The 23,429-nt window shown below is 65.8% G+C and carries 21 protein-coding genes and 1 pseudogene; 6 read left to right on the forward strand and 16 right to left on the reverse strand.

Features of this window, described 5'->3' with window-relative positions; translation table 11 throughout:
• Positions 1–5: 5 nt before the first annotated feature.
• The 6 genes and pseudogenes from IVB41_RS01645 to IVB41_RS01675 all read right to left on the reverse strand — a co-directional run bounded on the left by IVB41_RS01645 (position 6) and on the right by IVB41_RS01675 (position 5,652).
• Complete coding sequence (locus IVB41_RS01645; RefSeq protein ID WP_247426085.1) at positions 6–632, reverse strand: LysE family translocator; 627 nt, start codon at positions 630–632, stop codon at positions 6–8.
• A gap of 200 nt (positions 633–832) precedes the next feature.
• On the reverse strand, positions 833–1,795 hold the full coding sequence (locus tag IVB41_RS01650) for an amidohydrolase family protein (protein WP_247426087.1): 963 nt from the start codon (positions 1,793–1,795) through the stop codon (positions 833–835).
• Positions 1,796–1,846: 51 nt separating this feature from the next.
• A pseudogene (locus IVB41_RS01655) lies at positions 1,847–2,404 on the reverse strand (hypothetical protein).
• 25 nt (positions 2,405–2,429) lie between these two features.
• On the reverse strand, positions 2,430–3,860 hold the full coding sequence (locus IVB41_RS01665; protein ID WP_027569036.1) for a TolC family outer membrane protein: 1,431 nt from the start codon (positions 3,858–3,860) through the stop codon (positions 2,430–2,432).
• Positions 3,861–4,044: 184 nt separating this feature from the next.
• Positions 4,045–4,824, reverse strand: coding sequence for an enoyl-CoA hydratase (locus IVB41_RS01670; RefSeq protein WP_027516881.1), 780 nt, complete (start codon positions 4,822–4,824; stop codon positions 4,045–4,047).
• A 162-nt stretch (positions 4,825–4,986) separates the two neighbouring features.
• Positions 4,987–5,652, reverse strand: a complete 666-nt coding sequence (locus tag IVB41_RS01675) for a hypothetical protein (protein ID WP_247426093.1) — start codon at positions 5,650–5,652, stop codon at positions 4,987–4,989.
• Positions 5,653–5,940: 288 nt separating this feature from the next.
• Here IVB41_RS01675 and IVB41_RS01680 point away from each other — a divergent pair, with 288 nt between their 5' ends.
• Positions 5,941–6,486 (forward strand): sigma-70 family RNA polymerase sigma factor, encoded by a 546-nt coding sequence (locus tag IVB41_RS01680; RefSeq protein ID WP_027569038.1) that lies wholly within the window; start codon positions 5,941–5,943, stop codon positions 6,484–6,486.
• Positions 6,487–6,488: 2 nt separating this feature from the next.
• Positions 6,489–7,127 carry an NrsF family protein gene (locus IVB41_RS01685; protein WP_027516884.1) on the forward strand — a complete coding sequence of 213 codons (639 nt, stop codon included), beginning with the start codon at positions 6,489–6,491 and terminating at the stop codon, positions 7,125–7,127.
• 10 nt (positions 7,128–7,137) lie between these two features.
• Here IVB41_RS01685 and IVB41_RS01690 read toward each other — a convergent pair whose 3' ends face one another.
• Both IVB41_RS01690 and IVB41_RS01695 read right to left on the reverse strand, forming a co-directional pair.
• Complete coding sequence (locus IVB41_RS01690; RefSeq protein ID WP_247426095.1) at positions 7,138–8,241, reverse strand: DUF2336 domain-containing protein; 1,104 nt, start codon at positions 8,239–8,241, stop codon at positions 7,138–7,140.
• 63 nt (positions 8,242–8,304) lie between these two features.
• On the reverse strand, positions 8,305–9,462 hold the full coding sequence (locus IVB41_RS01695) for a GGDEF domain-containing protein (protein WP_247426097.1): 1,158 nt from the start codon (positions 9,460–9,462) through the stop codon (positions 8,305–8,307).
• Between the two features lie 433 nt (positions 9,463–9,895).
• Here IVB41_RS01695 and IVB41_RS01700 point away from each other — a divergent pair, with 433 nt between their 5' ends.
• The 4 genes from IVB41_RS01700 (at position 9,896) to IVB41_RS01715 (ending at position 14,021) form a co-directional block, all read left to right on the forward strand.
• Positions 9,896–10,465 (forward strand): sigma-70 family RNA polymerase sigma factor, encoded by a 570-nt coding sequence (locus IVB41_RS01700; protein WP_007593582.1) that lies wholly within the window; start codon positions 9,896–9,898, stop codon positions 10,463–10,465.
• Complete coding sequence (locus tag IVB41_RS01705) at positions 10,462–11,157, forward strand: hypothetical protein (RefSeq protein WP_247426099.1); 696 nt, start codon at positions 10,462–10,464, stop codon at positions 11,155–11,157. The genes IVB41_RS01700 and IVB41_RS01705 overlap by 4 nt, the downstream gene beginning before the upstream one ends.
• Before the next feature lie 15 nt (positions 11,158–11,172).
• A complete protein-coding gene (locus IVB41_RS01710; protein ID WP_247426102.1) occupies positions 11,173–12,879 on the forward strand; it encodes a S8 family serine peptidase in 1,707 nt (568 codons plus the stop codon).
• Between the two features lie 479 nt (positions 12,880–13,358).
• Positions 13,359–14,021: a TIGR03809 family protein gene (locus IVB41_RS01715; RefSeq protein ID WP_247426104.1), complete on the forward strand. Its 663-nt coding sequence runs from the start codon at positions 13,359–13,361 to the stop codon at positions 14,019–14,021.
• A 30-nt stretch (positions 14,022–14,051) separates the two neighbouring features.
• Here IVB41_RS01715 and IVB41_RS01720 read toward each other — a convergent pair whose 3' ends face one another.
• The 8 genes from IVB41_RS01720 to scpA form a co-directional block, all read right to left on the reverse strand.
• Positions 14,052–15,422 carry a TIGR03808 family TAT-translocated repetitive protein gene (locus tag IVB41_RS01720; RefSeq protein WP_247426106.1) on the reverse strand — a complete coding sequence of 457 codons (1,371 nt, stop codon included), beginning with the start codon at positions 15,420–15,422 and terminating at the stop codon, positions 14,052–14,054.
• 104 nt (positions 15,423–15,526) lie between these two features.
• On the reverse strand, positions 15,527–16,180 hold the full coding sequence (locus IVB41_RS01725) for a pyroglutamyl-peptidase I (RefSeq protein WP_247426108.1): 654 nt from the start codon (positions 16,178–16,180) through the stop codon (positions 15,527–15,529).
• Positions 16,177–17,166 carry a methylmalonyl Co-A mutase-associated GTPase MeaB gene (gene meaB, locus IVB41_RS01730; RefSeq protein ID WP_247426109.1) on the reverse strand — a complete coding sequence of 330 codons (990 nt, stop codon included), beginning with the start codon at positions 17,164–17,166 and terminating at the stop codon, positions 16,177–16,179. The genes IVB41_RS01725 and meaB overlap by 4 nt, the downstream gene beginning before the upstream one ends.
• A gap of 51 nt (positions 17,167–17,217) precedes the next feature.
• Positions 17,218–18,732 carry a tripartite tricarboxylate transporter permease gene (locus tag IVB41_RS01735; RefSeq protein ID WP_027569048.1) on the reverse strand — a complete coding sequence of 505 codons (1,515 nt, stop codon included), beginning with the start codon at positions 18,730–18,732 and terminating at the stop codon, positions 17,218–17,220.
• A gap of 4 nt (positions 18,733–18,736) precedes the next feature.
• A complete protein-coding gene (locus IVB41_RS01740; protein WP_247399234.1) occupies positions 18,737–19,231 on the reverse strand; it encodes a tripartite tricarboxylate transporter TctB family protein in 495 nt (164 codons plus the stop codon).
• Positions 19,232–19,320: 89 nt separating this feature from the next.
• Positions 19,321–20,313: a tripartite tricarboxylate transporter substrate binding protein gene (locus IVB41_RS01745; RefSeq protein ID WP_247399231.1), complete on the reverse strand. Its 993-nt coding sequence runs from the start codon at positions 20,311–20,313 to the stop codon at positions 19,321–19,323.
• Positions 20,314–20,439: 126 nt separating this feature from the next.
• Positions 20,440–21,210: an RsiV family protein gene (locus IVB41_RS01750; RefSeq protein WP_247426111.1), complete on the reverse strand. Its 771-nt coding sequence runs from the start codon at positions 21,208–21,210 to the stop codon at positions 20,440–20,442.
• Positions 21,211–21,263: 53 nt separating this feature from the next.
• Positions 21,264–23,420: a methylmalonyl-CoA mutase gene (gene scpA, locus IVB41_RS01755; protein WP_247426113.1), complete on the reverse strand. Its 2,157-nt coding sequence runs from the start codon at positions 23,418–23,420 to the stop codon at positions 21,264–21,266.
• Positions 23,421–23,429 lie beyond the last annotated feature (9 nt).

Consider the following 23,429-nt stretch of genomic DNA (forward strand, 5'->3'; position numbering starts at 1 on the left):
GCCGATCACAGCATCCGCTGCGCGATCCGCACCAGCATCATGGTGCCGAGGCCCAGCAGCATCAGGCTGGCCAACCGACTGCTTATCGACAGCATGCGCGGCGTTAGCCGTGATCGCGCCGTTGCCACGATCGTGCTGAGCACGGTCCACCAAATCGCGGAACCGACGAAGACACCGGCGATCAGCGGGGCTGCCGCGGCCTGCATGGAGAAGGCGTGCAGCGCGGCCAGAAACAGGATGACGGTCAGCGGATTGGTGAACCCAAGCGCGATGGCGCTGAGATAGGCGCGCGCCAGATGCACGTTGTCGATGTCGTCGGTCGCCTGGAGTGCGACCGAGCTGCGATGGGTTCGGATCGCGAACCACAGCAGCGTGAGCGCCGAGACGATGCCGAAGCTGGCGGCATTGGCCTCGACCCAGGGCTGTGCAAGCGAGCCCAGGCCCAAAACCGCGAGGGCGCTGTAAGTGAGATGCACGGTCGCCGCGCCGAAGCCGGTTGCGAGGCCCGTGGCCATGCCTGATGCCAATGTGCGCTGAATGCACAGCATGCCCATCGGTCCGATGGGGGCGGCGACGGTGAAACCAATTCCAATGCCGGAAAAAAGCGCGGCAAGATAATGCGATAAAGGCATGCACCCGCACGAACAAATGAAATCTGTGCGTGTGCGTAGCCCTGAAAAAGAATCGCCGCCTCAACCAGAAGGGTGAGAAACGAACGAGAGCACAAACACGTTCGTGTGAGTCCAACGGGTTTGTGCCTTCGCGACAACAGTTCCACGCCTCACTGTGGAACCGTGTCGCGGTCGTTGAACCGAATTGCGCTTGGCGCGACTCAGAATCCGTAAAGTTGCGCCGGGTTGTCGACCAGGATCTTCTTGCGCACATCCGCATCCGGCGCCCACACCGGAAGCTGGTTGAGCAGGCGGCCGTCGTCGATCTGGTAGAGCGGCGCGATGTCGGTGGCTTTGCGTCCCTCGACACGGCTCGAATCCGGATGCGGCCAGTCCGTGCCCCAGACGATGCGGTCCGCATTCGCCGCGATCAGTGCGCGGGCATAGGGCACCATGTCCTGATAGTCGGGCGCGAGCTTCGAGGAGCGATAGGCGCCGGAAATCTTGACATAGGCCTTGCCGGATTTCACCAGCGCGACCAGATCGGAAAATCCCGGCTGCTCCAGCCCAAGCGAGGCCTCGAGGCCGCCGAAATGGTCGAAGACAACGGGTACTGGCGCCGTCTCGACGAGGTCCTTGATCGCCGAGATCATCGGAAGCGTGGTGTAGAGCTGCACGTGCCAGCCGCGCGCCTTCATGCGCTCGACTGCGGCGGTGAAACGCGGCCGGCCGACATTGGGGTCGTTGACGCCGCCGGTCGCGAGATTGAGGCGGACACCGCGAAAGCCGTCCGCCTGCATGGTATCGAGCTGGGCCTCGGTCGTTTTGTCGTCAATCACGGCCACCCCGCGCGCGGCCGCGCCACGCGCCTTCATGCCGAACAGGGTGGAGGCGTTATCGGTGCCGTAGACACTCGGCGTCACGATCACAACGCGCTCGATATGCAGCGCCTTGTGCAATGCGGCCATTTCCTCCGGCGAAGCCGGCTCCGGCGTGTAGACGCGGCCCGCGAAGAACGGAAATTTTTCGACGTCGCCATGGATGTGGGTGTGACAGTCGCAGGCATGGGCCGGGACGTCGAAATTGACTGGCGTCGCGGGCTGCGCGGCACGTGCGTGGGCTTTGTTGGACATGGCAACTCCGGCGGCAAGGGAGGCAAGCAGGACGCTGCGTCGGCTGAGCATGGTTTCTCTCCCCGTTTTGTTATTTGGCGGTGGCGTCGGGACAGTATCACATCAGCCCGGCAGCCGCTGCGCTTCGCTGCATAGCTGCTCGACGAGGTCCGCAAGCGGGCGTGAGCCGTCGACGCGCACGACCGGGCAGGGCAGCTTCGCGAGCCACGCTTCATCTTTTGCGAGACTGCGGCCGTCGCGATCGCCGGCTTCGTAGTGCGAGGCCCAGTCGACGAACGACTCCGCCTCCTCATGACGCCAGCCGCCCTGTGCGACGGCATCCGCTCCGAAATGCGTAGCCTCGCGGTCACGCAGGCGCTGCAAGCGAAGCTCGCGCGGCGTCGTCACAAAGACGACGAGATCGAAGAATGGGACGAACTCGTCGCCCCAGCCGGTGACGGTTCCGCTCAGCACCCAATCGAGCCGCGGCAAAAACATCTCGCGCATCAGGCGCAAACGCTCGGCGGCAGGGCGTGTCGTCTGCTAGGGCGGCGCCGTCGGCAGCCAGAAATAATCATCGCTGTCGTGATGCGGCAGCGCAAGCCTGCCGGCGAGCGCGCGACCGATCGTCGTCACGCCGGAGCCGGAGGCTCCCATCAGATGGATGCGGCGGCTTTTCATCGGCACCAAGGCGGACGATTTGAAGCTACTGCCCGGACGGCGTGCGCAGACCGTGCCAGGCGTCGCGGACTTGCTGGTAGTGCACCTCGGGCAGATAGTCCGGCGTGTTCAGGCTCAAGGTCTTGACGTCGAGATGGCCGACGGCGCTGAGCAGCGTGTAGGAGGCGATTACGCGGTCGCGATTGGCGCCGATCAGGCGGGCCTTGGCCTGGATCAAATCGGCCTGCGAGTTCAGCACATCCACCGTCGTGCGCTGTCCACCCGCGGCCTCGCGCTGCACGCCCTGGAGCGCGACGGTCGCCGCCTTCACTTCGGACTCCGAGGCCGAGACCGCAATCTTGGCGCCTTCGTTGGCAACCCACGCGCTGACCGCCGCCGTGCGCGCCTGGTTGCGCACCTGGTCGAGCACGAGCCGGCTCTGCGCCGTGATCTCCTTGGCCTGCCGGGTCTGTGCGGCGGCCTGGCCGCCGTCGTAGATCGGCACGGTGACATTCGCGACGATCGAGGCCTGATCTTCGGCGAAGGTGCCGAGCGTCGGGTCGTTGTTGCGGCTCTTGCTGGCGCTGCCCTGGACGCTGGCGCTCGGCAGCAGCGCGCCTTCGGCGACGCGGATGTTGGTGGAGGCGACATCAACGTCGAAGCCCGCCGCCATCACCGCCGGGTGCTGGCGGATCGCCATCGTCAGCGCGTCTTCGCGGCTCTTCGGCAGATAGCGGTCGACGACTTCGGCGGCGCGAAGCTGCGACGGCGCATTGCCGATCACCTGCGCGTAGATCGCCTGGCTCACCGCCAGCGCGACTTCGGCGGCGTTGAGATCGGAAAGTCCGCGGTTGAGCCGCGCCTCGGCCTGAGCGCTGTCGGTCGGCGTGACGTCGCCGGCGTTGAGGCGCCGCTGGGTGACCGAGAGCGTTTCGCGCAGGAAGGCGACGTTGGAGCGCTGCGCCTCGACCAGCGACTGGTTGGCGAGGACATTGGTGTAGGCGGTGACCGCGTCGAGCAGCACGCCTTGGCCGACGTTGCGCAGCGCCTCGCGGCCAGACTGCACCTGGAGTTCGGCGGCGCGCACGTTGTTGGCGGTGCGGAAACCGTTGAACAGGGTCTGCGACACGGTGACGCCGATGATCCATGGCTTCAGATTGGCGGTCTGGATGGTGTTGTCGGGCAGCAGATTGCGCACCGATTGCAGCCCGGCGCTGAGGCTTGCCACGATCTGTGGCCGGTAGCCGGCGAGCGCCTGCGGCACGTTCTCGTCGGTGGCCCGCTGCCGCGCACGTTCGGCATTGAGCTGTGGATTGGTCTGGTAGGCCTTGGCGAGCGCCTCCGGCAGCGCTTCCGCCCGTGCGGCGGAGGGCAGGGCGCAACAGAGCGCAAGCGTGGTCCATGTCGCGAGCACAGGAGCCACGCCCGATCGATGCCGCGCCATCACGCGACCAGCTCTGGCGGCACGCCCAATCATGTAATCCGCAAATCCTGGCTGTCCGCCCCCGCCGACGGCGGCTCTCTTAACTGTTTAACCAGCCGAGGTCCCGCAGGCAAACTGCCGCGGGGGAAACCCCCATGTATTCCGTGCTTGTTGCAGCTACATCACAGGGATTCTGCGGGAAAGGCAGAGTCTTACACCAGCCTGACCGCTCGCCTCCTTACCGGTTCTTGTTCACCGGCTTCCGCTTCTCGATGAACGCCGCCATTCCCTCGGAGCGGTCCTCCAGCGCGAAGGTCGAGTGGAACAGGTTGCGCTCGACGCTCATGCCCTCGGCGAGCGTGGTCTCGAAGGCGCGGTTGACCGCTTCCTTGGCCATCGCGACCGCGGGCCGTGACATCGCGGCGATCTTCTCGGCCGCGGCCATCACCTCTTCCATCAGCTTGTCGGCTGGCACGATGCGGCTGACGAGGCCGCTGCGCTCGGCTTCGGCTGCATCCATCATGCGGCCGGTGAGGCAAAGGTCCATCGCCTTGGACTTGCCGATCGCACGGGTCAGGCGCTGGGTGCCGCCGATGCCGGGGATGGTGCCGAGGGTGATTTCGGGTTGGCCAAATTTGGCGGTGTCGGCGGCGATGATGAAGTCGCACATCATCGCGAGCTCGCAGCCGCCGCCGAGGGCATAACCCGCGACCGCGGCGATCGTCGGCTTGCGGCAGCGCGCGACCCGATCGCCGCCGATCGCGGCAAAATCCTCCGAGAACATGTCGATGAAGCCTTTCGGCTGCATCTCCTTGATGTCGGCGCCGGCGGCAAATGCCTTCTCGCTGCCGGTCACGACGATGCAGCCGATGGCGTCATCGGCTTCGAGATCGTCGACGGCCGCGGCGATCTCGCGGAAGACGCCGAACGAGAGTGCGTTGAGCAGCTTCGGCCGATTCAGCTTGATGATGCCGACCGCGCCTTTGCTTTCGACGATGATGTGTTCGAACGTGCTCATGCTCCACCCACGCTTTTGGTTGAGCGGGCAATGTGCCCGCTGGCGCGGTGGGCTTCAAGAGGCGCTAAAGCCATCGGAGCAGGAACGGCCGGAACACGCAGCGAGATGCGCGTTCCGCACGAGGTCCCGCGGGCCGGCGATCAGGCCGTAATCAAGCCAAAGTTACGCCATGAACATGCGCGCGGCGGAGGCCAGCGTCAGCAGCGTGCCGACACCGATGAAGATCTTTCCGATCAGGGAGCTCTGGTCCCAGGCCGAGCTCTGCTGGCTGCTTGCCATCACCGGTGCCGGACGCGGCTGCGCGTCGATTGCGGCAATCGCCGCCTTCTGCGCCGGCGCGTTGTCCTGTTGCAGGGCGCGGTCGACATCGTTGAGCTGATCGGGTGCGACGACCTGGCTATCGGGGTTCGGGGCGGCGGTATTATTGGCCGCGGCCTGGACGTTGTCGTTGGCCCGGCCGGTCATTGCTGAGGCGGCAGCCGCGGTCGGCGTATCGGCGGCGGCGAGCTGCGCATTGGCGTTGGCGACTTCCGGCGGCATCTGGCTCGAGGCCGGGACCTCACGAGTGTCGGCCTTCGCCTCGTCGGCCGTTGCCGCGGCGTCCTTCTTGTCGGCCTTGTCGTCGGATTTCTGCGCCGTCTTGGCGTTGTCGCGGTGGCGCGACGTGTGACGCCGCTGCTTGCTCGGCTTGACCTCGTCCGCCTGTTTGCTCGCATTGTCCGACTTGCTGCTAGCGGCTGAACTCGGCGCCGCCTGTGCAACGCCCCCGAACAGCACGAAAAGCCCGGCCAGGAGAATCAGGGCCGCGCGCCCGCTGGCTTTCATCATGTTGACATCTCCCCAAGTCCGCCCGTCCCGGACCGAACAGAGACCCTGGCGCGTGACGACAGCGGGGCAGAAAATGGGAATCTTCGGGCCACACCGGGCAAAAGCGCGGCAAACCCTTGCCGTCGCGGCCGGCCGCGGGTGCGTACGGGACCGATCGGTGTTATGAGCCGTCGCAGATCCTGACGGCCGTATCGGTTGCGTGGCCAAGCATGATCACGAATTCGTGATCACGCTGCCGCCGGCGTAACAAACTGAAAGAACGGCCGAATTGCATGGTGAGGGGCGCGCGTGCGCGGACGTGAGGACGAGTGGACCGACCTGATGCGGTCGGCCATGGCAGGCGATGACGCGGCGTATCATCGTCTGTTGAAGGCGGTCACGCCTGTGCTGCGCGCTGCCGCGAGGCGCGGCCTGGCGCGGGCCGGGCAGCCTCCCGACCAGGCCGAGGATATCGTGCAGGAGATTCTGTTGGCGGTGCATCTGAAGCGGCACACCTGGGACAGCGAAGCTCCCTTCGCCCCGTGGCTGTTTGCGATCGGCCGCAACAAGCTGATCGACATGCTGCGGCGACGGGGCAGGCGGATCTTCGTCAACATCGACGATTTCGCCGAGATCCTGCCGGGTGAGGCGCCGCAGGAGACGGTCTCGGCCGGCGAGGTCGCCAGCCAGCTCAATACGCTGCCGCAACGCCAGCGCGACGTGTTGCAGTCGATCGCGGTCGACAGCACCTCGATCAAGGACACGGCGGCGAAATATTCGATGAGCGAGGGCGCGGTGCGGGTCGCGCTGCATCGCGGACTTGCGGCGCTGACAGCCAAACTGCGGGACCACTAGTCATGGATACCGATCAACTCATTCGCTCCCTCGCGGCCGACAACGCCCATCGCCCGCCGCGCGTCGGCGCGGTGCTGACCATGGCGCTGCTGGTCGCCGCGCCGCTGTCGATCCTGATCTTCGCCACCTTCCTCGGTGTGCGTCACGACGTGATGAGCGCGATGCGCAACCCGTTCTTCGACATGAAGTTCGCGGTCACGCTGTCGCTCGCGATCCCGGCGATCATCGTCAGCCTGCATCTGTCGCGTCCCGAAGCTTTGCTGCGTGGCTGGGGCTGGCTGCTGCTGCTGCCCGTCGGGCTGCTCGCGGTGGCGATCGGCAGCGAGGCGATGATGGCGCCGGCCATGCCGATGACGATGCGTTTGATGGGCAAGAATTCCAGGGTGTGCCTGTTCGCAATCCCTGCGATGTCGCTGCCGCTGCTTGCGGGGGCCCTGTTCGGCCTGCGCCACGGTGCGCCGTCGCACCCCGCGCTCGCCGGTGCGCTCGCCGGCCTGGTGTCGGCGGGCCTTGCCGCGACGCTGTACGCCTCGCACTGCACCGATGACTCGCCGCTGTTCGTCGCGACCTGGTACACGCTCGCCACCGCGTTGGTGACGGCAATTGGCGCGCTGGTGGGGGCGAGGGTCCTACGCTACTAGCTCGCCAGCTTCACGCCGCCGGCGTCGCGCCCTGCTGCATGCGGTGGAAGCGCAGCACCTGCTGCGCGGTCGAGCTGCGCAGCGCCTCGTAAGCGTCGCGCAGCGTCAGCATGTCGGTCTGCGGGCCGCCTGAGAGCTTCTCGCGCAGGGCGATGATGGCGCGGACGCTCGACCATTGCATGGCCGCGACCTTGGCGAGGATCATCACGCCCTCGACCCGGCTTTCGATCATCATGGTCTCGGCGGTCTCGACTGCGACGCCCGCAAGCGCCGCGAGCCCCGCATTGGTCTCGTCGAACTTGCCCTGCTCTGCGAAGGTGGCGACTTGGAGTTCGGTCAGGCGGCCGTCCTCGTGCAGCGACTTCACCAGCGCCCGCGCCATCTCGGTCTGCCGGGTCGTGGTGGCGGCGCGGATCCGCTGAGCCGCTTCCTGGACCACGCTGGACACGTCGTCCGCGAGCTCCGGATGCGCGGCCTCCAGCTTCCGGCGCACGGTCAAGGAGGCCTTCGCGACCAGCTTCAAATAATGATGGCGGGGCAGGTCGGCCCGCAGGCCGATGCAGCTGGCGAGGTCGTCGTCACGTTCGGCGCGGGTCACGAGGTCGGCGAGACTTCCCTCGGACAGTTGCGCGCCCGGATTGCTGACGGTCGATTGCACCACGTCCTCGTTGCCGCGGGTCACCAGCACGTCGCTCAGCGCTTCCGACAACACCCGCCGGAGCGAGATCGCCTTGAGATGGGCCTGGCCCCTGGTGCGCGCGATCTCGATCAGGGTCGCCTCGTCCAGCCGTTCGGATTTCGACAGCACCGGGCCGGAAACCTCGATCACCTCGTCGAGCGCGAGCGTGCGGATGATCTTCGGCGGCGCAGCCGCGATCGATGCGAGGCGGTCGGCGAGCAGCGCCCTGGCGGACGTCTCGATCCGCTCGATCAGGCATTGGAACACGTCGTCGAACACGCGGACGTGGTCGTCGGAATAGTCCACCGCGTTGCCCACGAACAGATCGGTGACGCGGCGCAACGTCTCGACCCGGTGCGCAACGGTGCCGTGCGAGAGCGCAGTTTGCAATTCCTCGAGCAGACTCTCGGATGATTTTACGGCTTTGGATCTCATTGCCCTGTCCTGGAGCGTTCGGCCCGGCCGCGGCTTCTGTCGCGCCGGGAGAAAATGGATTGGTCAGCTCGTTGCAATGCGGTTGCGCCCCTGTGCCTTGGCGGAATAGAGCGCGCTATCGGCGCGCACGAGAAACGTGTCGGCAGTATCGTTGTCGCGTAGCGTCACGACGCCCGCGGAAATGGTCACGCGCATGCCCGGGGAGAATGCGCTCCAGTCCAGATCGGCGACGATGCCGCGCAGCCGATCGAGCATGCGTGACGCCGGATCGCCGTCCATCCCTGGCAGCAGCAGCAAGAATTCCTCGCCGCCGTAGCGGCCGAAGCAGTCGGCCGGGCGGATGTTGGCGAAAATGGTGATCGCGAAGGTGCGCAGCACCTCGTCGCCGACGGGATGGCCATGGGCGTCGTTGATCCGCTTGAACCAGTCGAGATCGATCAGCGCGATCGCGCAAGGGGTCGACGTCTGCCGCGATTTTTCGATCTCGGCGTCGAGAAGCCGCATGATACAGCGGCGGTTGTAGGAGCCGGTGAGCTCGTCGAGCTCCGCCAGTTCCTCGATGCGCCGATAGGCGGCCTTCAGCTCGATGCTGCGCCGGTACAGGATCTTGCGCAACGTGGCGCCGAACAGGCCGAGGAAGGCGCACTGGCCGATCACCAGCACGAAGCACAGCATCGATGCCGCCCGTTGCAGCTGGGTCGTAACCGGCAGTCCGATTGGCAAGTCCGAGGCGAGGAAGACCAAGGCGAGCCCGCAAGTGGTGAGACCCCAGGTGAGCATTGCCTGGCTCGATGTCATACGAAGCGTGCCGAAGGCGAAGATCAGAAACAGCACGGCCAGGAACGCGACTCCGACCGTCGGCACCGCGAGCAGGAACAGCAGCTGCAGCGTCATATGCGCCGAGATCTGGAAGACGGTGAGGTAATGATCCTCGAACCGGTCGCCGAAGCCCGCTTCCGATAGCACGGTGAAGGTACCGATGATCAGCAGGCCGCTGAGCCAGAACAGCGACGGAACGCCCATGGAGATCACGCCGTCAAAGGCGTAGAGCAGCAGGACGGAGGCGCCGAGCGAATAGCTCGCCACCTGGCCGACATACATCTGGCGCCGCTGCCGGATCCGGCGTGCCAGGACCTCGGGTGCCGCTGCCTCGGTCGTCAAGGCGAGATCCGCGGCCTCAGCGGCATTCCTCTCGGGAAAGGACGTCGCAGCCGTGCTCATGGTCCCGCCAGTGGTGGATGTCAGCTCAAAAATCTACGTCGCAAGCCTTTAGGTTTGGTATCCTTCGAAACCGAATCCACGCTGTGCAACGCGGCAGCAGGGGACGTCGATCGCTCCAGGAATTTGCCGGCGATTAGGCATCGTGTGCGACGGGTCGAGCCAAAGCAGGGCTTCGGAAGACATATGTCGTGCTAGGCTGCTAAGGTTCCATGCACGTCGGGCCGTCTCTACTGGGACGGCATTGCTCAGGAAAGTGCTTCATTACTATGTTACCATTCTTGAGCGAGGCGCCCAGCCGCGGGTGGCAACAGGAAATTTCGCGTATGTGGGGTAGATCACACAGCCTCCCGTATGACTGCGGTAGGCTGAACAATTTTACCCCTCCCGTCGAACCGTCTGCCGCATCGACCCGACCAACCTTGCGAGACGGTCTTTGAGCGTGACACAAGCGGCTTCGGACGAGATCCTGATCGCCAGGATCGCTCAAGGTGACCGGCTCGCCATGCAGGTGCTGTACGGGCGGCACCATGTCAGGGTGTATCGGTTCGGCCTCCGGCTCGTGCGGGACGAGCAGGCGGCGGAAGACCTCATCAGCGAGGTGTTTCTCGACGTCTGGCGTCAAGCCGGCAAATTCGAGGGCCGATCCGCCGTTTCCACCTGGCTGCTGGCCATTACCCGATTCAAGGCCCTGTCTGCGCTTCGGCGCAGGAAGGATTTTGAGTTGGACGACGACGCCGCGAACGCGATCGAGGATACGTCCGACAATCCGGAAACGGCGGTGCAGAAGAAGGATACCAGTGAAGCGTTGCGGGAGTGTCTGACGGGCCTCTCGCCGGACCATCGGGAGATCGTCGATCTCGTCTACTACCACGAGAAATCCGTGGAAGAAGTGGCCGAAATCGTTGGCATCCCGGAGAACACTGTGAAGACGCGCTTGTTCTATGCGCGCAAGAAATTGGCCGAACTGCTGAAAGCAGCCGGCATTGAGCGAGGCTGGCCATGATGGCTTTGAGCAAGAAGATGCTGGAGCAAGAGCCCGGTGAAATTGAACTGCTGCTGCCGTGGCACGCCGCCGGCACGCTGAACCCGCGCGATGCGCGCCGCGTCGACGAGGCGCTGGCGCGCGATCCCGAGCTCGCGAAGCAATATGCCGCGATCCGCGGCGAGTATGAAGAGACCATCCATCTGAACGAGAGCCTGGGGGCTCCGTCGGCGCGTGCGATGCAGAAGCTGTTCGCCGCGATCGACGCTGAGCCTGCGCGTGCGGCCGGGTCGCTGCCGCTGTCGGCGCGCATCGCCACCTTCTTTGCGAGCCTGTCGCCGCGCACTCTGGCCTGGTCGGCGAGCCTTGGCGCCATCGCGCTCGTGCTGCAGGCCGGAATCATCGGCGCCGTGTTGACGAAGACCCAGACTGCGACCTTCCAGACTGCTTCGCTCTCGACCAGCGCTCCGATCACCCGCGACCTCGGCACGACCGTCCCGCCAGCGCGCGCGCTGGTACGCTTCACGCCCGAGGCGCGCGTCGCCGATATCACGGCATTGCTCGACGCCTACCAGGCTTCGATCATCGGTGATGCCAAGGGCGGTATGTTCCGCCTCCAGTTCGACAAGGCGATGAGCCGTGACGAACTCACCTCGCTGCTTGGCAAGATGCAGCGCGAGAAGTTCGTCAACCTCGCCGTCGCAGCGCCGTAAGGCGCTTCCAAACCAATGACGCGCAAGTTTGAAAGTAGAGTAAGAGCGGGGGCCTGCGCTTCGTCGGTCGCAGCCGCGCTTCTGCTCGCCGCCTGTCTCGGCGTCGAGGTTGCGCAGGCGCAGGCGATCATGCGCACGCCGACGATCAGCGTCCCCTCCCGAATGCCGACGATTTCTCCTGGCATCGCCGCACGCGTCAGTCCCGGTGTTGCCGCCAGAGCGGTGGCCGTCGGCCGCGGTCCCGGTCCGATTGTGACGACGAGGATTTCGGCGCGGATGGGGCCGACGCCGGTGCTGCCTTATGCGCGCTACTCCCCGAACCTCTATCCCGCCTGTACCGCGCCCGATCGCGACGCCGTTGGCGAATGCCTGGCGCAGCAGAACGCAAGCGGCGATGGCTCGGGCAAATCGGGCAAGAAGACCGCCGGAAAGGGGCGCGGCAACAACACGCCCGTCGCCGCGGATTTGCGCACCTTCGCCGGCGAATTCGTCGCCGAGATCGACGGCGGGCTGTCGTTGAGCCAAGCCGACGAGCTTGCGCGCCGCCATGGCCTGACGCGCGTGTCCTCCGAGAATTTTCCGCTGATCGGGGCGACGTTCGGACTGTTCCGCATCACCGACGGCCGGCCCTCCGCGACGGTGCGGCGTGAATTCGCGGCCGACGGCAGCGTGCGTTCGGTCCAGCCGAACTTCCGCTACCTGCTCCAGGACCAGAAATCGTCGGTGCCGATCGAGGGAGATCCCGCGCAATATGCGCTGGCTAAGCTCCGCCTGCCGCAGGCACATACTCTCGCGCATGGCGCCAATGTGACGGTCGCCGTGATCGACTCCGGCATCGACGTCCAACATCCGGAACTTGCCAATTCCATTGCCGACAATTTCGATGCGCTTGGCAGCGCCGATGGCCCGCACATTCACGGCACCGGCATTGCCGGCGCCATCGTGGCGCATGCCAAGCTGATGGGCAGCGCGCCCGAGGCGCGCCTCATCGCCATCCGCGCCTTCGGCGGCACCACCGGCGGGGCCGAGAGCTCGTCCTACATCATCCTGCGCTCGCTGAACTATGCCGCCGAGCATGGCGCCCAGATCGTCAACATGAGCTTTGCCGGTCCCAAAGACGCGGTGATCGAGCGGGCCATCGCGGCGACCGCCGCGCGTGGCCTGGTGCTGATCGCGGCCGCCGGCAATGCTGGCGCGAAGTCGCCGCCACTCTATCCGGCCGCCAATCCCAACGTGATCGCGGTGAGTGCGACCGACCAGCAGGACAGGCTGTTCACCGCCTCCAACCGCGGCAACTACATCGCGGTCGCGGCCCCCGGCGTCGATATCTTCCTGCCGGCGCCTGACGGCAAATACCAGATGACGTCGGGCACCTCGTTCTCGGCTGCCTATGTCTCCGGCGTCGCGGCGCTGCTGCTCGAGCGCAACTACGCCTTGAAGCCGGAAGCGCTGCGCACGACGCTGGCGAAGACGGCGCGCGACCTCGGTTCACCCGGGCGTGACGATCTGTTCGGCGATGGCGAGGCCGACGCGTTTGCCGCGGTCATGGCCGTTCCCGCCGCCGGCGCGGCGCCGGTCGCGGCTGCGTCCGGTACAACAAAACGTGAAGATATCGAGAAGCGTCGCGACGGGCCTGGCATCCGCGCATTAGAGCAACCTTCGTTGTCGAGCACCGAGGATAAAGCCACGGTTTCTCAAGCGGATAAGCCGACGACGCGATAGCGGCTGCGACAACTTTGCGCGCGGCGCGAAGGTCGAAAAATCAAACGCCGCGTTGAACGTTCGGCCCGCTGCCACGACCAAATTATGTGGGAGCGGTTATCCCTCCCCATAAGTCATATTAGGCGCGAGCGCCCATCCACCCCAAGCGCCCATATGGCTCGACCCGTCCGGTTGTCCCCCCGGACGGGTCTTTTCTTTTTGGACGTCCAATTCCTCGAAGCCCCACGCGAGATCAGCTTCCGGTTGAGAGGTCGTAGCTCACTCAACGCTACCGCTCCGCCGGCACGCCGCAAGCGCGCTATGCTTGTGCGAAGCTTGACTCCAAAACCCCTTGAATCTCCGCACGACTACGGAGTTTGGCGACGAAAACATCGTCGTTGCTGGACAAGTCAAAACTTTTCCACAAAATATTCACGTCGCGTCTAAATTGATTCGTGTGCGTTGCGTCGCGTCCGTATTTTCTCCTGACGGGCTGATTTATGACACATCGCCAAGAGGCTATTCGCGACGTTGCTATTGGCCGCGACGTTGCGGCACGCTGGTGCGCTCTCGCCGAGCAGCGGCTGGTGCATCTCTCCGAGATGTTCGAGACCGGGCGCTGGCGCCGCTATCATTCCGAGATCGCATTTCTCGAAAACATTCAGGAAGCGAAGCTCGCCGTCCAGACCTGGCGCGCGCTTGCCACCGGCGCTGATGTCGCCACGGCGGCCGCGAGCGTGTCGCCCGCATTCGGCTGGTCGCCGGCGACAATGCCCCGCATGTTTCCGCGCGAGCCCCAGGCGCAGACCGTGCAACCGAAGGCCGTGCACATCGCTCCGGAGACCGCCGTCCCGGTCAGGCTCGATCCGAAGCCGGGCGTTCTCGCCGAAATCACCGAAGCCCCGACCGCGCCGGTCGCCGCGCCTGCCCCGATGGCACCGCTCAGAGTGCCGGCTGCCATGGCGCCGCCCAGCGCGCCCGTCACGATGACGGGGCCCAAGGTGCCGGCAGCGCCCAAGGCGCTGGCTGCGATGGCGGCGCTTCTGCCGCAGTTCTCTCCGCCGGCAGCCGAAATTGTCGCAGCCCCCGAACGTCTGGTTGAGTTCACCTTCAGCCTCGACGGCCTCGAAGCGAAGTACCCGCTGCTGCGGAACGCGTTCTAGCGTTCGAGAGCCAGAGGCGAGGAGCCGCAGCTACCGCCGCACCGCATTCCCGCCGACGACCAATTGCGCAAACCGCTGAGCGCCGTCCGCCGACAGGTCGGACGTTACGGCGCGCGCGTGATCGAGCCCGACCACGGCGCCGCGCGGGGTTTCCGAGATCATGTTGTTGTTGACGAGCGCGGTGCCGGCGCCGGGCACGACGGACACGCCGACGCCTGCCAGTGCCTTGCGGATCACGTTGCCCGTGATGGCGACGTCGCGGAGATATTTGCCCCAGCCGGCGACGATGCCGTAGGACGGCGCGTTCTCGATCACGTTGCCGGTGACCGATGAATCCGCCTCGATGTAGATGCCGATGCCGGCATCGTCATCCGGCGCGGTGCCGATCGGCCGCTTCGGGATCAAATTGCGGATGATGTTGCCCTGGACCACGGCGATGCGGCCGCCTTCGTTGAAATTGCAGACGGAGACGCCGACCGCGGCGCCGTCCACAATGTTGTTGGCGATCACCGCGGCCTCGAAAGCGAATTCCGAATAGAGCGCGACCTCGCGCACATCGCTGACGCTGTTGCCGGTGATGTGGATGTTCGAGGCCGAGTTGCCGCGCACGGCGGAGTAATCGCAATTTTGGATGCGATTGCCGCGCACGATGACGTTGCCGGCGCGGAACGCGTTGATGGCGTTGCCGTACTGGCCGGAGCCGCCGGGACCGGCCTTGATGTCCTCGATGCGGTTATCAGCGACCAGCGTGCCGTCGTCGCCGATGGCCGTGCGCAGGATCTCGATGCCATTGTCGTTGGTGCCGGTGATGGTGTTGCGGGAGACGCTGAGACCCCTGGCGTCGAACGACACCACCGCCGTCACCGCGATGTTGGCAAAAATGTTGCCGGAGATGTCGCCGGAGACCTGCTCGAGCCAGATGCCGCTGCCGCCGGAACCGGTGATCTCGCAATCGCTGATGCGGACGTCGCGCCCGCCGAGGACATGGATCAGCCCGCGCCGTGCCGGCAGCGGAATGCCGCCGCCGTCGAAGGTGATGCCGGTGAGGCCAATCGAATCGGAGCGGTCGCTCTGGATCGCTGACGCCCCGCCGGTGAAAACGAATTTTGTCGCGCCGCGCACGCCGATCAGTTGCGCGCCATTTGGCAGACGCAGCAGTCCCGTGCGGTAGATGCCGGGTGGCAGCGCCAGCGGCATCTGCGCCCGCGCGGCCTCGTCGATCGCACGCTGGAGCGCGCGGGTCTGATCCTCGCTGCTGCCGGGCCGCACGCCATACTGCGTGGCATCGCGGCCGAGCAGCGACGTCAGCGGCGCTGCGCGCGCGGCGTCGGCTGGCATCGCGAGCGCGCCGGCGATGCCTGCGGTCGATGCTCCGATGAGATGGCGGCGATTGAGGTCCATGGATGCGTCCTCCGGCGGACGCGGGGGCCCGCAGCGGTTAGGTAGCGCAAAAACGGGACCGCGCGGCTGGGGCCATGAGGATAGTTCACGGTAGGGTTAAATGTTTACGCAGTCGTGTTCCGAGTCTTCCGTGCCAACTGCACCATCTCCATCAGCATCGCCTCGCCGGCATCGACCAGTTCCTCCAGCGTGATCCGCGGCGCGCCCTTGCGGCGCACGGCGCCGCTGCGCGCGAGCAGGGGAATGTGGATGAACGCCGCAAGCTGCGGCCCGCCGGCCCTGACGTTCTCGATCGCGCGCCAGCTCAGATAATTGCAGAGATAGGCGCCGGCGTCGCGCGAGGGGCGCGCGTCGATGCCGGTGAGGCGCGCGGCGCGCAGCAGCCTTGCGGTGTGCGGGCCGAACGTTATCGCGTCCGCATTGCCGGCGATGCCGCGCTTGCTCGAGCGGGTGTTGGCGGCATCGGGCCAGAGCATGGTGACGGCGTTGCGCGCGCGGCTCTCGATGCGCAGATAGGGTGTGCGTGCGGCGAGGCCGAACATCAGCAGCGCATCCGGCTTCTCTTTCGCGAGCACCTCCGGCAATTGCCGGTCTACCGCAGCATAGGTGACCGGGAAGATGTGGCTGGAGATCGCGGCATCGTCGAGTGCGGGTCGGCGCAATTGCGCCAGCCGGGCGACCAGTGGCTGGGTCGGATTGTAGGGCGCGCCGGGAAACGGGCCGAAGCCGGTGAGGAGAATGCGGAGCTTGTCGCTCATTGCAGCAGCTCCAAAATCTTCTCGGCGGCGATCGCCGGCGTGAGATGGCCGTCGGCGACCTCAGTCTCGATCTTCCTGACCTTGGTCCGCACTGACGCCTCGCTGCGCAACCGCGCCAGCATGCGTTGCTCCAGCATCGACCACATCCATTTCACCTGCTGCTCACGCCGCCGTGCGGCGAAGTCGCCGGATGCATTCATCGCCTTGCGGTGATCGAGGACTTTCTGCCAGATCTTCGCGATGCCGTCCCCGGTCAGCGCCGAATAGGTCTCGACCGGCGGATGCCAGTGCTCGGAGCGTGGCGTCAGGATATGCAGCGCGCCGCGATAATCGGCGGCGGTGATGTTGGCGCGCTTGAGATTGTCGCCATCGGCCTTGTTGATCGCGATCATGTCGGCGAGCTCCACCAGGCCCTTCTTGATGCCCTGCAATTCGTCGCCGCCGCCCGGCAGCATCAGGGCGAGGAAGAAATCGGTCATGTCGCAGACCGCCGTTTCGGACTGGCCGATGCCGACCGTTTCCACCAGCACGACGTCGAAGCCGGCTGCTTCGCACAGCAGCATCGCCTCGCGCGTTTTCGCCGCGACGCCCCCAAGAGTGCCCGAAGACGGCGAGGGCCGGATGAAGGCGTGGTCGGAGGCCGAAAGCCGCGCCATCCGGGTCTTGTCGCCGAGGATCGAGCCGCCGCTGCGCGCCGAGGACGGATCGACCGCGAGCACGGCGACCTTGTGGCCCTGCTCGATCAGATGAGTGCCGAGCGCGTCGATGGTGGTGGATTTGCCGACGCCGGGCGAGCCGGTGATGCCGACGCGGACCGCCTTGCCGGTATCGGGCAAGAGCATCTGCACCAGTTCGCGCGCCAGCGCCTGATGATCGCTGCGCCGGCTCTCGATCAGCGTGATGGCCCGCGCCAGCGCCGCGCGGCTGCCGGCGCGGAGGTCGTGGGCGAGGGATTTGATGTCCAGTGAAGGCTTCTTCTCAACCATGCCCTGCTTTACAACGCCCCCGCGGGGCAGGCGAGGGCCGCCCGCCCGATATCACCGGGATGTCGCCGCCACCCCCGTCCGCACCGGTTTCACCTTCCGCCACGCCCAGACCATCACCGGCCACAGCAGCGCCCCGATCGCCATGGCGGCGAGGATCGCAGCGACCGGGCGTTCGAAAAACGGCAAAATGCTGCCGTCCGACTTGATCAGCGAGGTGACGAAAGCCTGCTCGACCATGGTGCCCATGACGATGCCGAGCACCATCGCCGCGACGGGATAGCCGTTCGCCTCCATCACATAGCCGATCACGCCGAAGGCGGCGACGGTGACGACGCCGAACATGTTGTTGCCGATCGCGAACGAGCCGACCGCGCAGCACAGCATGATGATCGGCATGATAGCGGAGCGCGGTGCCAGCAGGATGTAGGCGGCAACCCGGATCATGGCGATGCCGAGCGGGATCATCAAAATGTTTGCGATGATGAACATCAGATAGATCGCGTACATGCTCGACGCTTTCTCGGTGAACAGCGTCGGTCCGGGGTTCAGCCCCTTCATGTAGAGCACGCCGATCGCGATCGCGGCGATGGTGTCGCCGGGGATGCCGAACAGCAATGACGGCACCCAGCCCGAGGCGATGCTGGCATTGTTGCTGGCGCCGGCCTCGACCAGGCCCTCGACATGGCCGGTGCCGAACTTTTCCGGTTCCTTGGAGAAGCGCTTTGACATCGCGTAGGACACCCAAGCGGCCATGTCGGCGCCGGCGCCGGGCAGCACGCCGATGATGATGCCGACGATGTTTCCGCGCGTCATCTGCCAATGGTATTTCTTGGTCAGCTTCCACTGGCCGGCCATGATGCTTCCGAATTTGCGCCGCGGCAGCGGCGGAGGCTCGGGGGTCAGCATCGCGCGCATCACCTGGGCCACCGCGAACACGCCGACCAGCGCGGGGATCGGCTCGATGCCGCCGAACAGATCGGTGAGGCCGAAGGTGAAGCGTGGCACGCCGCCGGGATTTTCGATGCCGACGCAGGAGACCAGCAGGCCGAGGAACATGCCGGCGATCGCCTTCACGGGCGAGGAGCGCGCCACCAACGTCGCGCACATCAGGCCGAGCAGCGCCAGCCAGAAATACTCGAAGGTCGAAAACGACAGCGCGATCTCGGCCAGCGGCGGCGCCAGGATCATCAGCGACAGCACGCCGGCGATGCCGCCGACGGCCGAGAACCACACGCCGGCCCCGAGCGCCAGCTCGGCCTGTCCCTTGCGGGTCATGGCGTAGGCCTCGTCTGCATAGGCGGCGGAGGCGGGCGTTCCCGGGATGCGCAGCAGCGCGCCGGGAATGTCGCCGGAGAAGATCGCCATCGAGGACGCCGCGACGATGGTCGCGATCGCCGCGATCGGCGAGAGGTAGAAGGTGACGGGAACGAGCAGGGCGGTTGCCATCGTCGCCGACAGGCCCGGCAGCGAGCCGATCACGAGCCCGTACACCGAGGCTGCGAACATCGCGATGATGACCTCCCAGGTGGAGATCAGTGCGAACGCTTCAATCAGGGTTTTCAGCATGGGATCACCAGGGCGTCGGCAACAGGCCGGCGGGCAGCGGCACGCGCAGCAGCTTGCCGAAGATCAGGTGGATGGCGAACGGCGACAGCGCTGCGAGCGGCAGCGCCAGCTTCCACTTCGCCCCCAACGCGGTCGAGGTGACGTAGACCATGATCGCCGCGGTGACGATGAAGCCGAGGCGGTCGGCCGCGACCACGTAGAACAGCAGCAGCGCCGGGGGCAGCAGCGCGCGCAGGCCGTACAACTTTCCCTGCGGCGGCGGGGCAGCCGCTGCCTGGCCATCCTCGAGCGGGATCAGCTCTTCCGCCTCCTCGAAGGTGTGGCCGATCCCGAACACGATCGCGAGCCCGCACAGCGCAAGCCCAATGCCGATCACGAGCGGAAATACGTTGGGACCGACCGGCTGCCCGGGCACCGGCGGCAGCAGCCAGCCGCCATAGGCGGCTGCTGTGCCGAGCACGACGAGAAACGATCCCGTGACCGAGTCGGGAAGACGCATGGGAGAATCCTATGTGAGGTATTCTCTCTCTCCCCGCGCGGGAGGAGAGAGAGGCGATCAGCGCGTGTAGTCGGGAAATGATCCCAGGGTCACGCCTTGCTCAGACCCGCCGCCTTCATCGCTTCGCCCATCTGGGCGTCGCCCCTGTCCATGAAGCTTGCGAACTGGCCGGCATCGCCCCACACCGTGCCGAAGCCGCGATTGCTCATGAAGTCCTTGAACTCGGCGGAGTCGTAGACCTTCTGCAGCGCCGCGGTGAGCTTGGTTGCGATCTCCGGCGGCAGGTTCTTCGGCCCGGCGATGCCGCGCCAGGCGCCGGTCGCGTAGTCGATGCCCATCGCCTCCTTCAGCGTCGGCACGTCCTTGAAGATCGGATTGCGCGCCGGCGCCATGATGGCAAGGCTCCTGGCCTTGCCGGCCTCGATGATGGCGCGGGCTTCCGGCACCGAGCAGGTAGTGAGGTCGAGGCCGCCGGCGGCGAGGTCCTGCATCGCGGGTGCGGCGCCGTTCGACGGCACCCAGGCGACCTGGTTGGCGGGCAGGCCCATCGCCTGCATCCAGCCGACCAGCGCGAGGTGCCAGATCCCGCCCTGGCCGGTGCCGGAAGCCTTGAACTTGCCGGGAGGGGCCGCCTTGATGGCTTCGGCGAGTTCCTTCACCGTCTTGTAAGGCGAGGAGGAGGAGACCTGGATGCCCGGGGGATCTTCGTTCATCAGCGCCAGCGGGGTGTAGCTCTTCGGCGCCAGCTCGGTCAGCCCTTGCCAGTGCATCATCGAGATTTCGACCGTGAGCATGCCGATGGTGTAGCCATCGGGCTGCGCGGTCGCGATCGCGGTATGGCCGACGACGCCGGAGCCGCCGGTGCGATTGACCACGTTGAAGGGCTGGCCGAGATCCTTCTCCAGAAGCGCCGCGACAATGCGCGCAGTCGCGTCGGTACCGCCGCCCGCGCCCCAAGGCACGATCACGGTGACGGGCCGCGCCGGGTACGCTTGTGCAAGTGCGGGTGTGAGGCCGAATGCGGCGGATGCCGCGACTGCGGCAGATGAAGCCGCAAAGGTGCGGCGCGTAATCTTGGACATCAATGCCTCCCAGCGGCGCCCATGATTTCGGGCGCTCTTGTCAATGGCGACATTCTAGTCGGCTTTGCAGCGCCCCTGCAAGGTAGCGCTACCAACGCTCTGCGAGCAACTTGTAGCTCAACACGATCACTGCGGCTCGTCCGCGTCGCTCTTCGGCCGCGAGCCGCCGAAGATGCGAGTGCCTTCCGCGGTGAGATAGGGCTTCAGCGCTTCCCACGGCACGAACGCGACATATTCGCCCTCGGCGTAGGGGCCGACTGCGTAGGGCGGATAGTGGAAGGTGAGCCCGGAACTCTTGCCCGCGTCGGTTGAGGGCGCGAGCGTCACCGCGCCGATCTTGAGCAGGCTCGGTGCGAGCTCCTTAAACCACTCGTCGGTCGCGGTCTCGCCGGCGCCGCGCTTCTTCTTCTCGATTTTCAGTGAGGCGATCACCGCCTGCACCATCGCCTTCATGGCCGGGCCGTTGTCGGCGGTCTCGGTGAAGAACGGGCGGATGGAGATGCGCTTGCCTTCGGTCTTGTCCCACACGACCGTGTTCACGTCGGAATTGGGATGGGCGCCGTGGGTGTCCATGTAGTCGTTGCGGAGAATGCTGACATAGCGGTCGGCGACGACGGAGCGGACCGCATATTTGCGCTCAAAGTCCCAGCCGCCTTCCTTGAAGAACTGCGGATCCTCTTTGCGCGAGGCGGCGGCTTCCGCCGCGTTCTTGTCGAGCCACTTCTTGCCTTCCGTCAGGCAGTCGGCCGCCAGCGCCGCATCGACCTTGACCTTGTCGTCGAGGAAGACACGCGCCTCGATGCTCTTGGTCTTGATGACCGCGTCGGGCTTGGGATCGGCGGCATGGGCAGTAGCCAACAACGCGCTGCAAGCTGCGACCACAGCTAGCGCGCGCATGAACGCTGGCGCGGAAAATATCACGCACTGTCCTTTCAAAGAGCGATGGCGACCTACTCCGCCGCCTCGCTATGCCCGAGCCGCGCGTTCAGCTTGCGGATCAGCTCCTCGGCCGCGTCCGCAATCACCGTGCCCGGTGGGAAGATCGCTTCGGCGCCGGCCGCGTAGAGCGCGTCGTAATCCTGTGGCGGCACCACGCCGCCGACGATGATCATGATGTCGTCGCGGCCCTGCTTCTTCAGCGCGGCTTTCAGTTCGGGCACGGCTGTGAGATGGGCGGCCGCGAGCGAGGAAACGCCGAGGATGTGGACGTCGTTCTCGACCGCCTGGCGCGCGGCTTCGTCGGCAGTCGCGAACAGCGGCCCGATGTCGACATCGAAGCCGATATCGGCGAAGGCCGACGCGATCACCTTCTGGCCGCGGTCGTGACCGTCCTGACCGATTTTTGCGACCAGGATGCGCGGACGGCGGCCTTCCGCCTCCTCGAAGGCATCGATCAGCGCCTGAACTTTCTCGACCCGGTTACCCATGCTGGACGCCTCCCGCTTGTAGACGCCGGTGATGGATTTGATCTCGGCGCGGTGCCGGCCGAACACCTTCTCCATCGCGTCCGAGATTTCGCCGACGGTTGCCTTCGCGCGCGCGGCGTCGATGGCGAGCGCCAGCAGATTGCCGTTGCCTTCGCCGGCCGAGCGCGTCAGCGCGGCGAGCGCGGCCTCGACGTACTTCTGGTTGCGTTCGGACTTCAGCCGCGTCAGCTTGTCGATCTGGAGCCGGCGGACATTGGTATTGTCGACCTTGAGGATATCGATCGGAGCTTCGTCCGTCGGCTTGTATTTGTTGACCCCGATCACCGCCTGCTTGCCGGCATCGATGCGGGCCTGGGTCTTGGCGGAGGCTTCCTCGATGCGCAGCTTCGGTACGCCGGCCTCGATCGCCTTGGCCATGCCGCCGAGTTCCTCGACCTCCTGGATGTGGCTCCAGGCCTTGGCGGCGAGGTCGCGTGTCAGCCGCTCGACATAATACGAGCCGCCCCAGGGATCGATGATGCGGGTGGTGCCGCTCTCCTGCTGCAGGAAGAGCTGCGTGTTGCGGGCAATGCGCGCCGAAAAGTCGGTCGGCAAAGCGAGCGCCTCGTCGAGCGCGTTGGTGTGCAGCGACTGGGTGTGGCCCTGCGTCGCCGCCATCGCTTCCACCGTCGTGCGCATCACGTTGTTGAAGACGTCCTGCGCGGTCAGCGACCAGCCGGATGTCTGGCAATGCGTGCGCAGTGACAGCGAGCGTGGATCCTTCGGATTGAAGGGCTTGAGCAGCTTCGCCCAGAGCAGCCGCGCGGCGCGCATCTTGGCCACTTCCATGAAGAAGTTCATCCCGGTCGCCCAGAAGAACGACAGCCGCGGGGCGAAGCGGTCGACATCGAGGCCCGCTGCAAGGCCGGCCCGCAGATATTCGACGCCGTCGGCCAGCGTATAGGCGAGTTCGAGGTCCTGCGTCGCCCCGGCCTCCTGCATGTGATAGCCGGAGATCGAGATCGAATTGTATTTCGGCATCTTCTGCGAGGTGTAGGCGAAGATGTCCGAGATGATCCGCATCGAAGGCGCGGGCGGATAGATATAGGTGTTGCGCACCATGAACTCTTTCAGAATGTCGTTCTGAATGGTCCCTGAGAGCTTCTCCGGCGGCACGCCCTGTTCCTCGGCGGCCGCAACGTAGAGCGCGAGGATCGGCAGCACCGCGCCGTTCATGGTCATGGACACGCTCATCTGGTCGAGGGGAATCCCCGCAAACAGCGTGCGCATGTCGTAGATGGAATCGATGGCGACGCCGGCCATGCCGACGTCGCCGCCGACGCGCGGATGGTCGCTGTCATAGCCGCGATGGGTGGCGAGATCGAACGCGACCGAGAGGCCCTTCTGTCCGGCCGCGAGATTGCGGCGGTAGAACGCGTTGGAGTCCTCCGCCGTGGAGAAGCCGGCATATTGCCTGACGGTCCAGGGCTGGTTGACATACATGGTCGGGTAGGGGCCGCGCAGATAAGGCGCGATGCCCGGATAAGTCTCGAGGAAGTCGAGCCCGGCCAGGTCGGCCTCGCCATAAGCGGGCTTCACCAGAATGCCCTCGGGCGTCAGCCACGGCTCGGCGCTGCCTGATGGCGCGGCGCTTGTGGTGCGCTCGAAGGCGATGTCTGCGAAATCAGGAATGCGGCTCATGGTTTCAAC

It is taken from the genome of Bradyrhizobium sp. 44 (assembly GCF_023073095.1).
Lineage (GTDB): Bacteria > Pseudomonadota > Alphaproteobacteria > Rhizobiales > Xanthobacteraceae > Bradyrhizobium.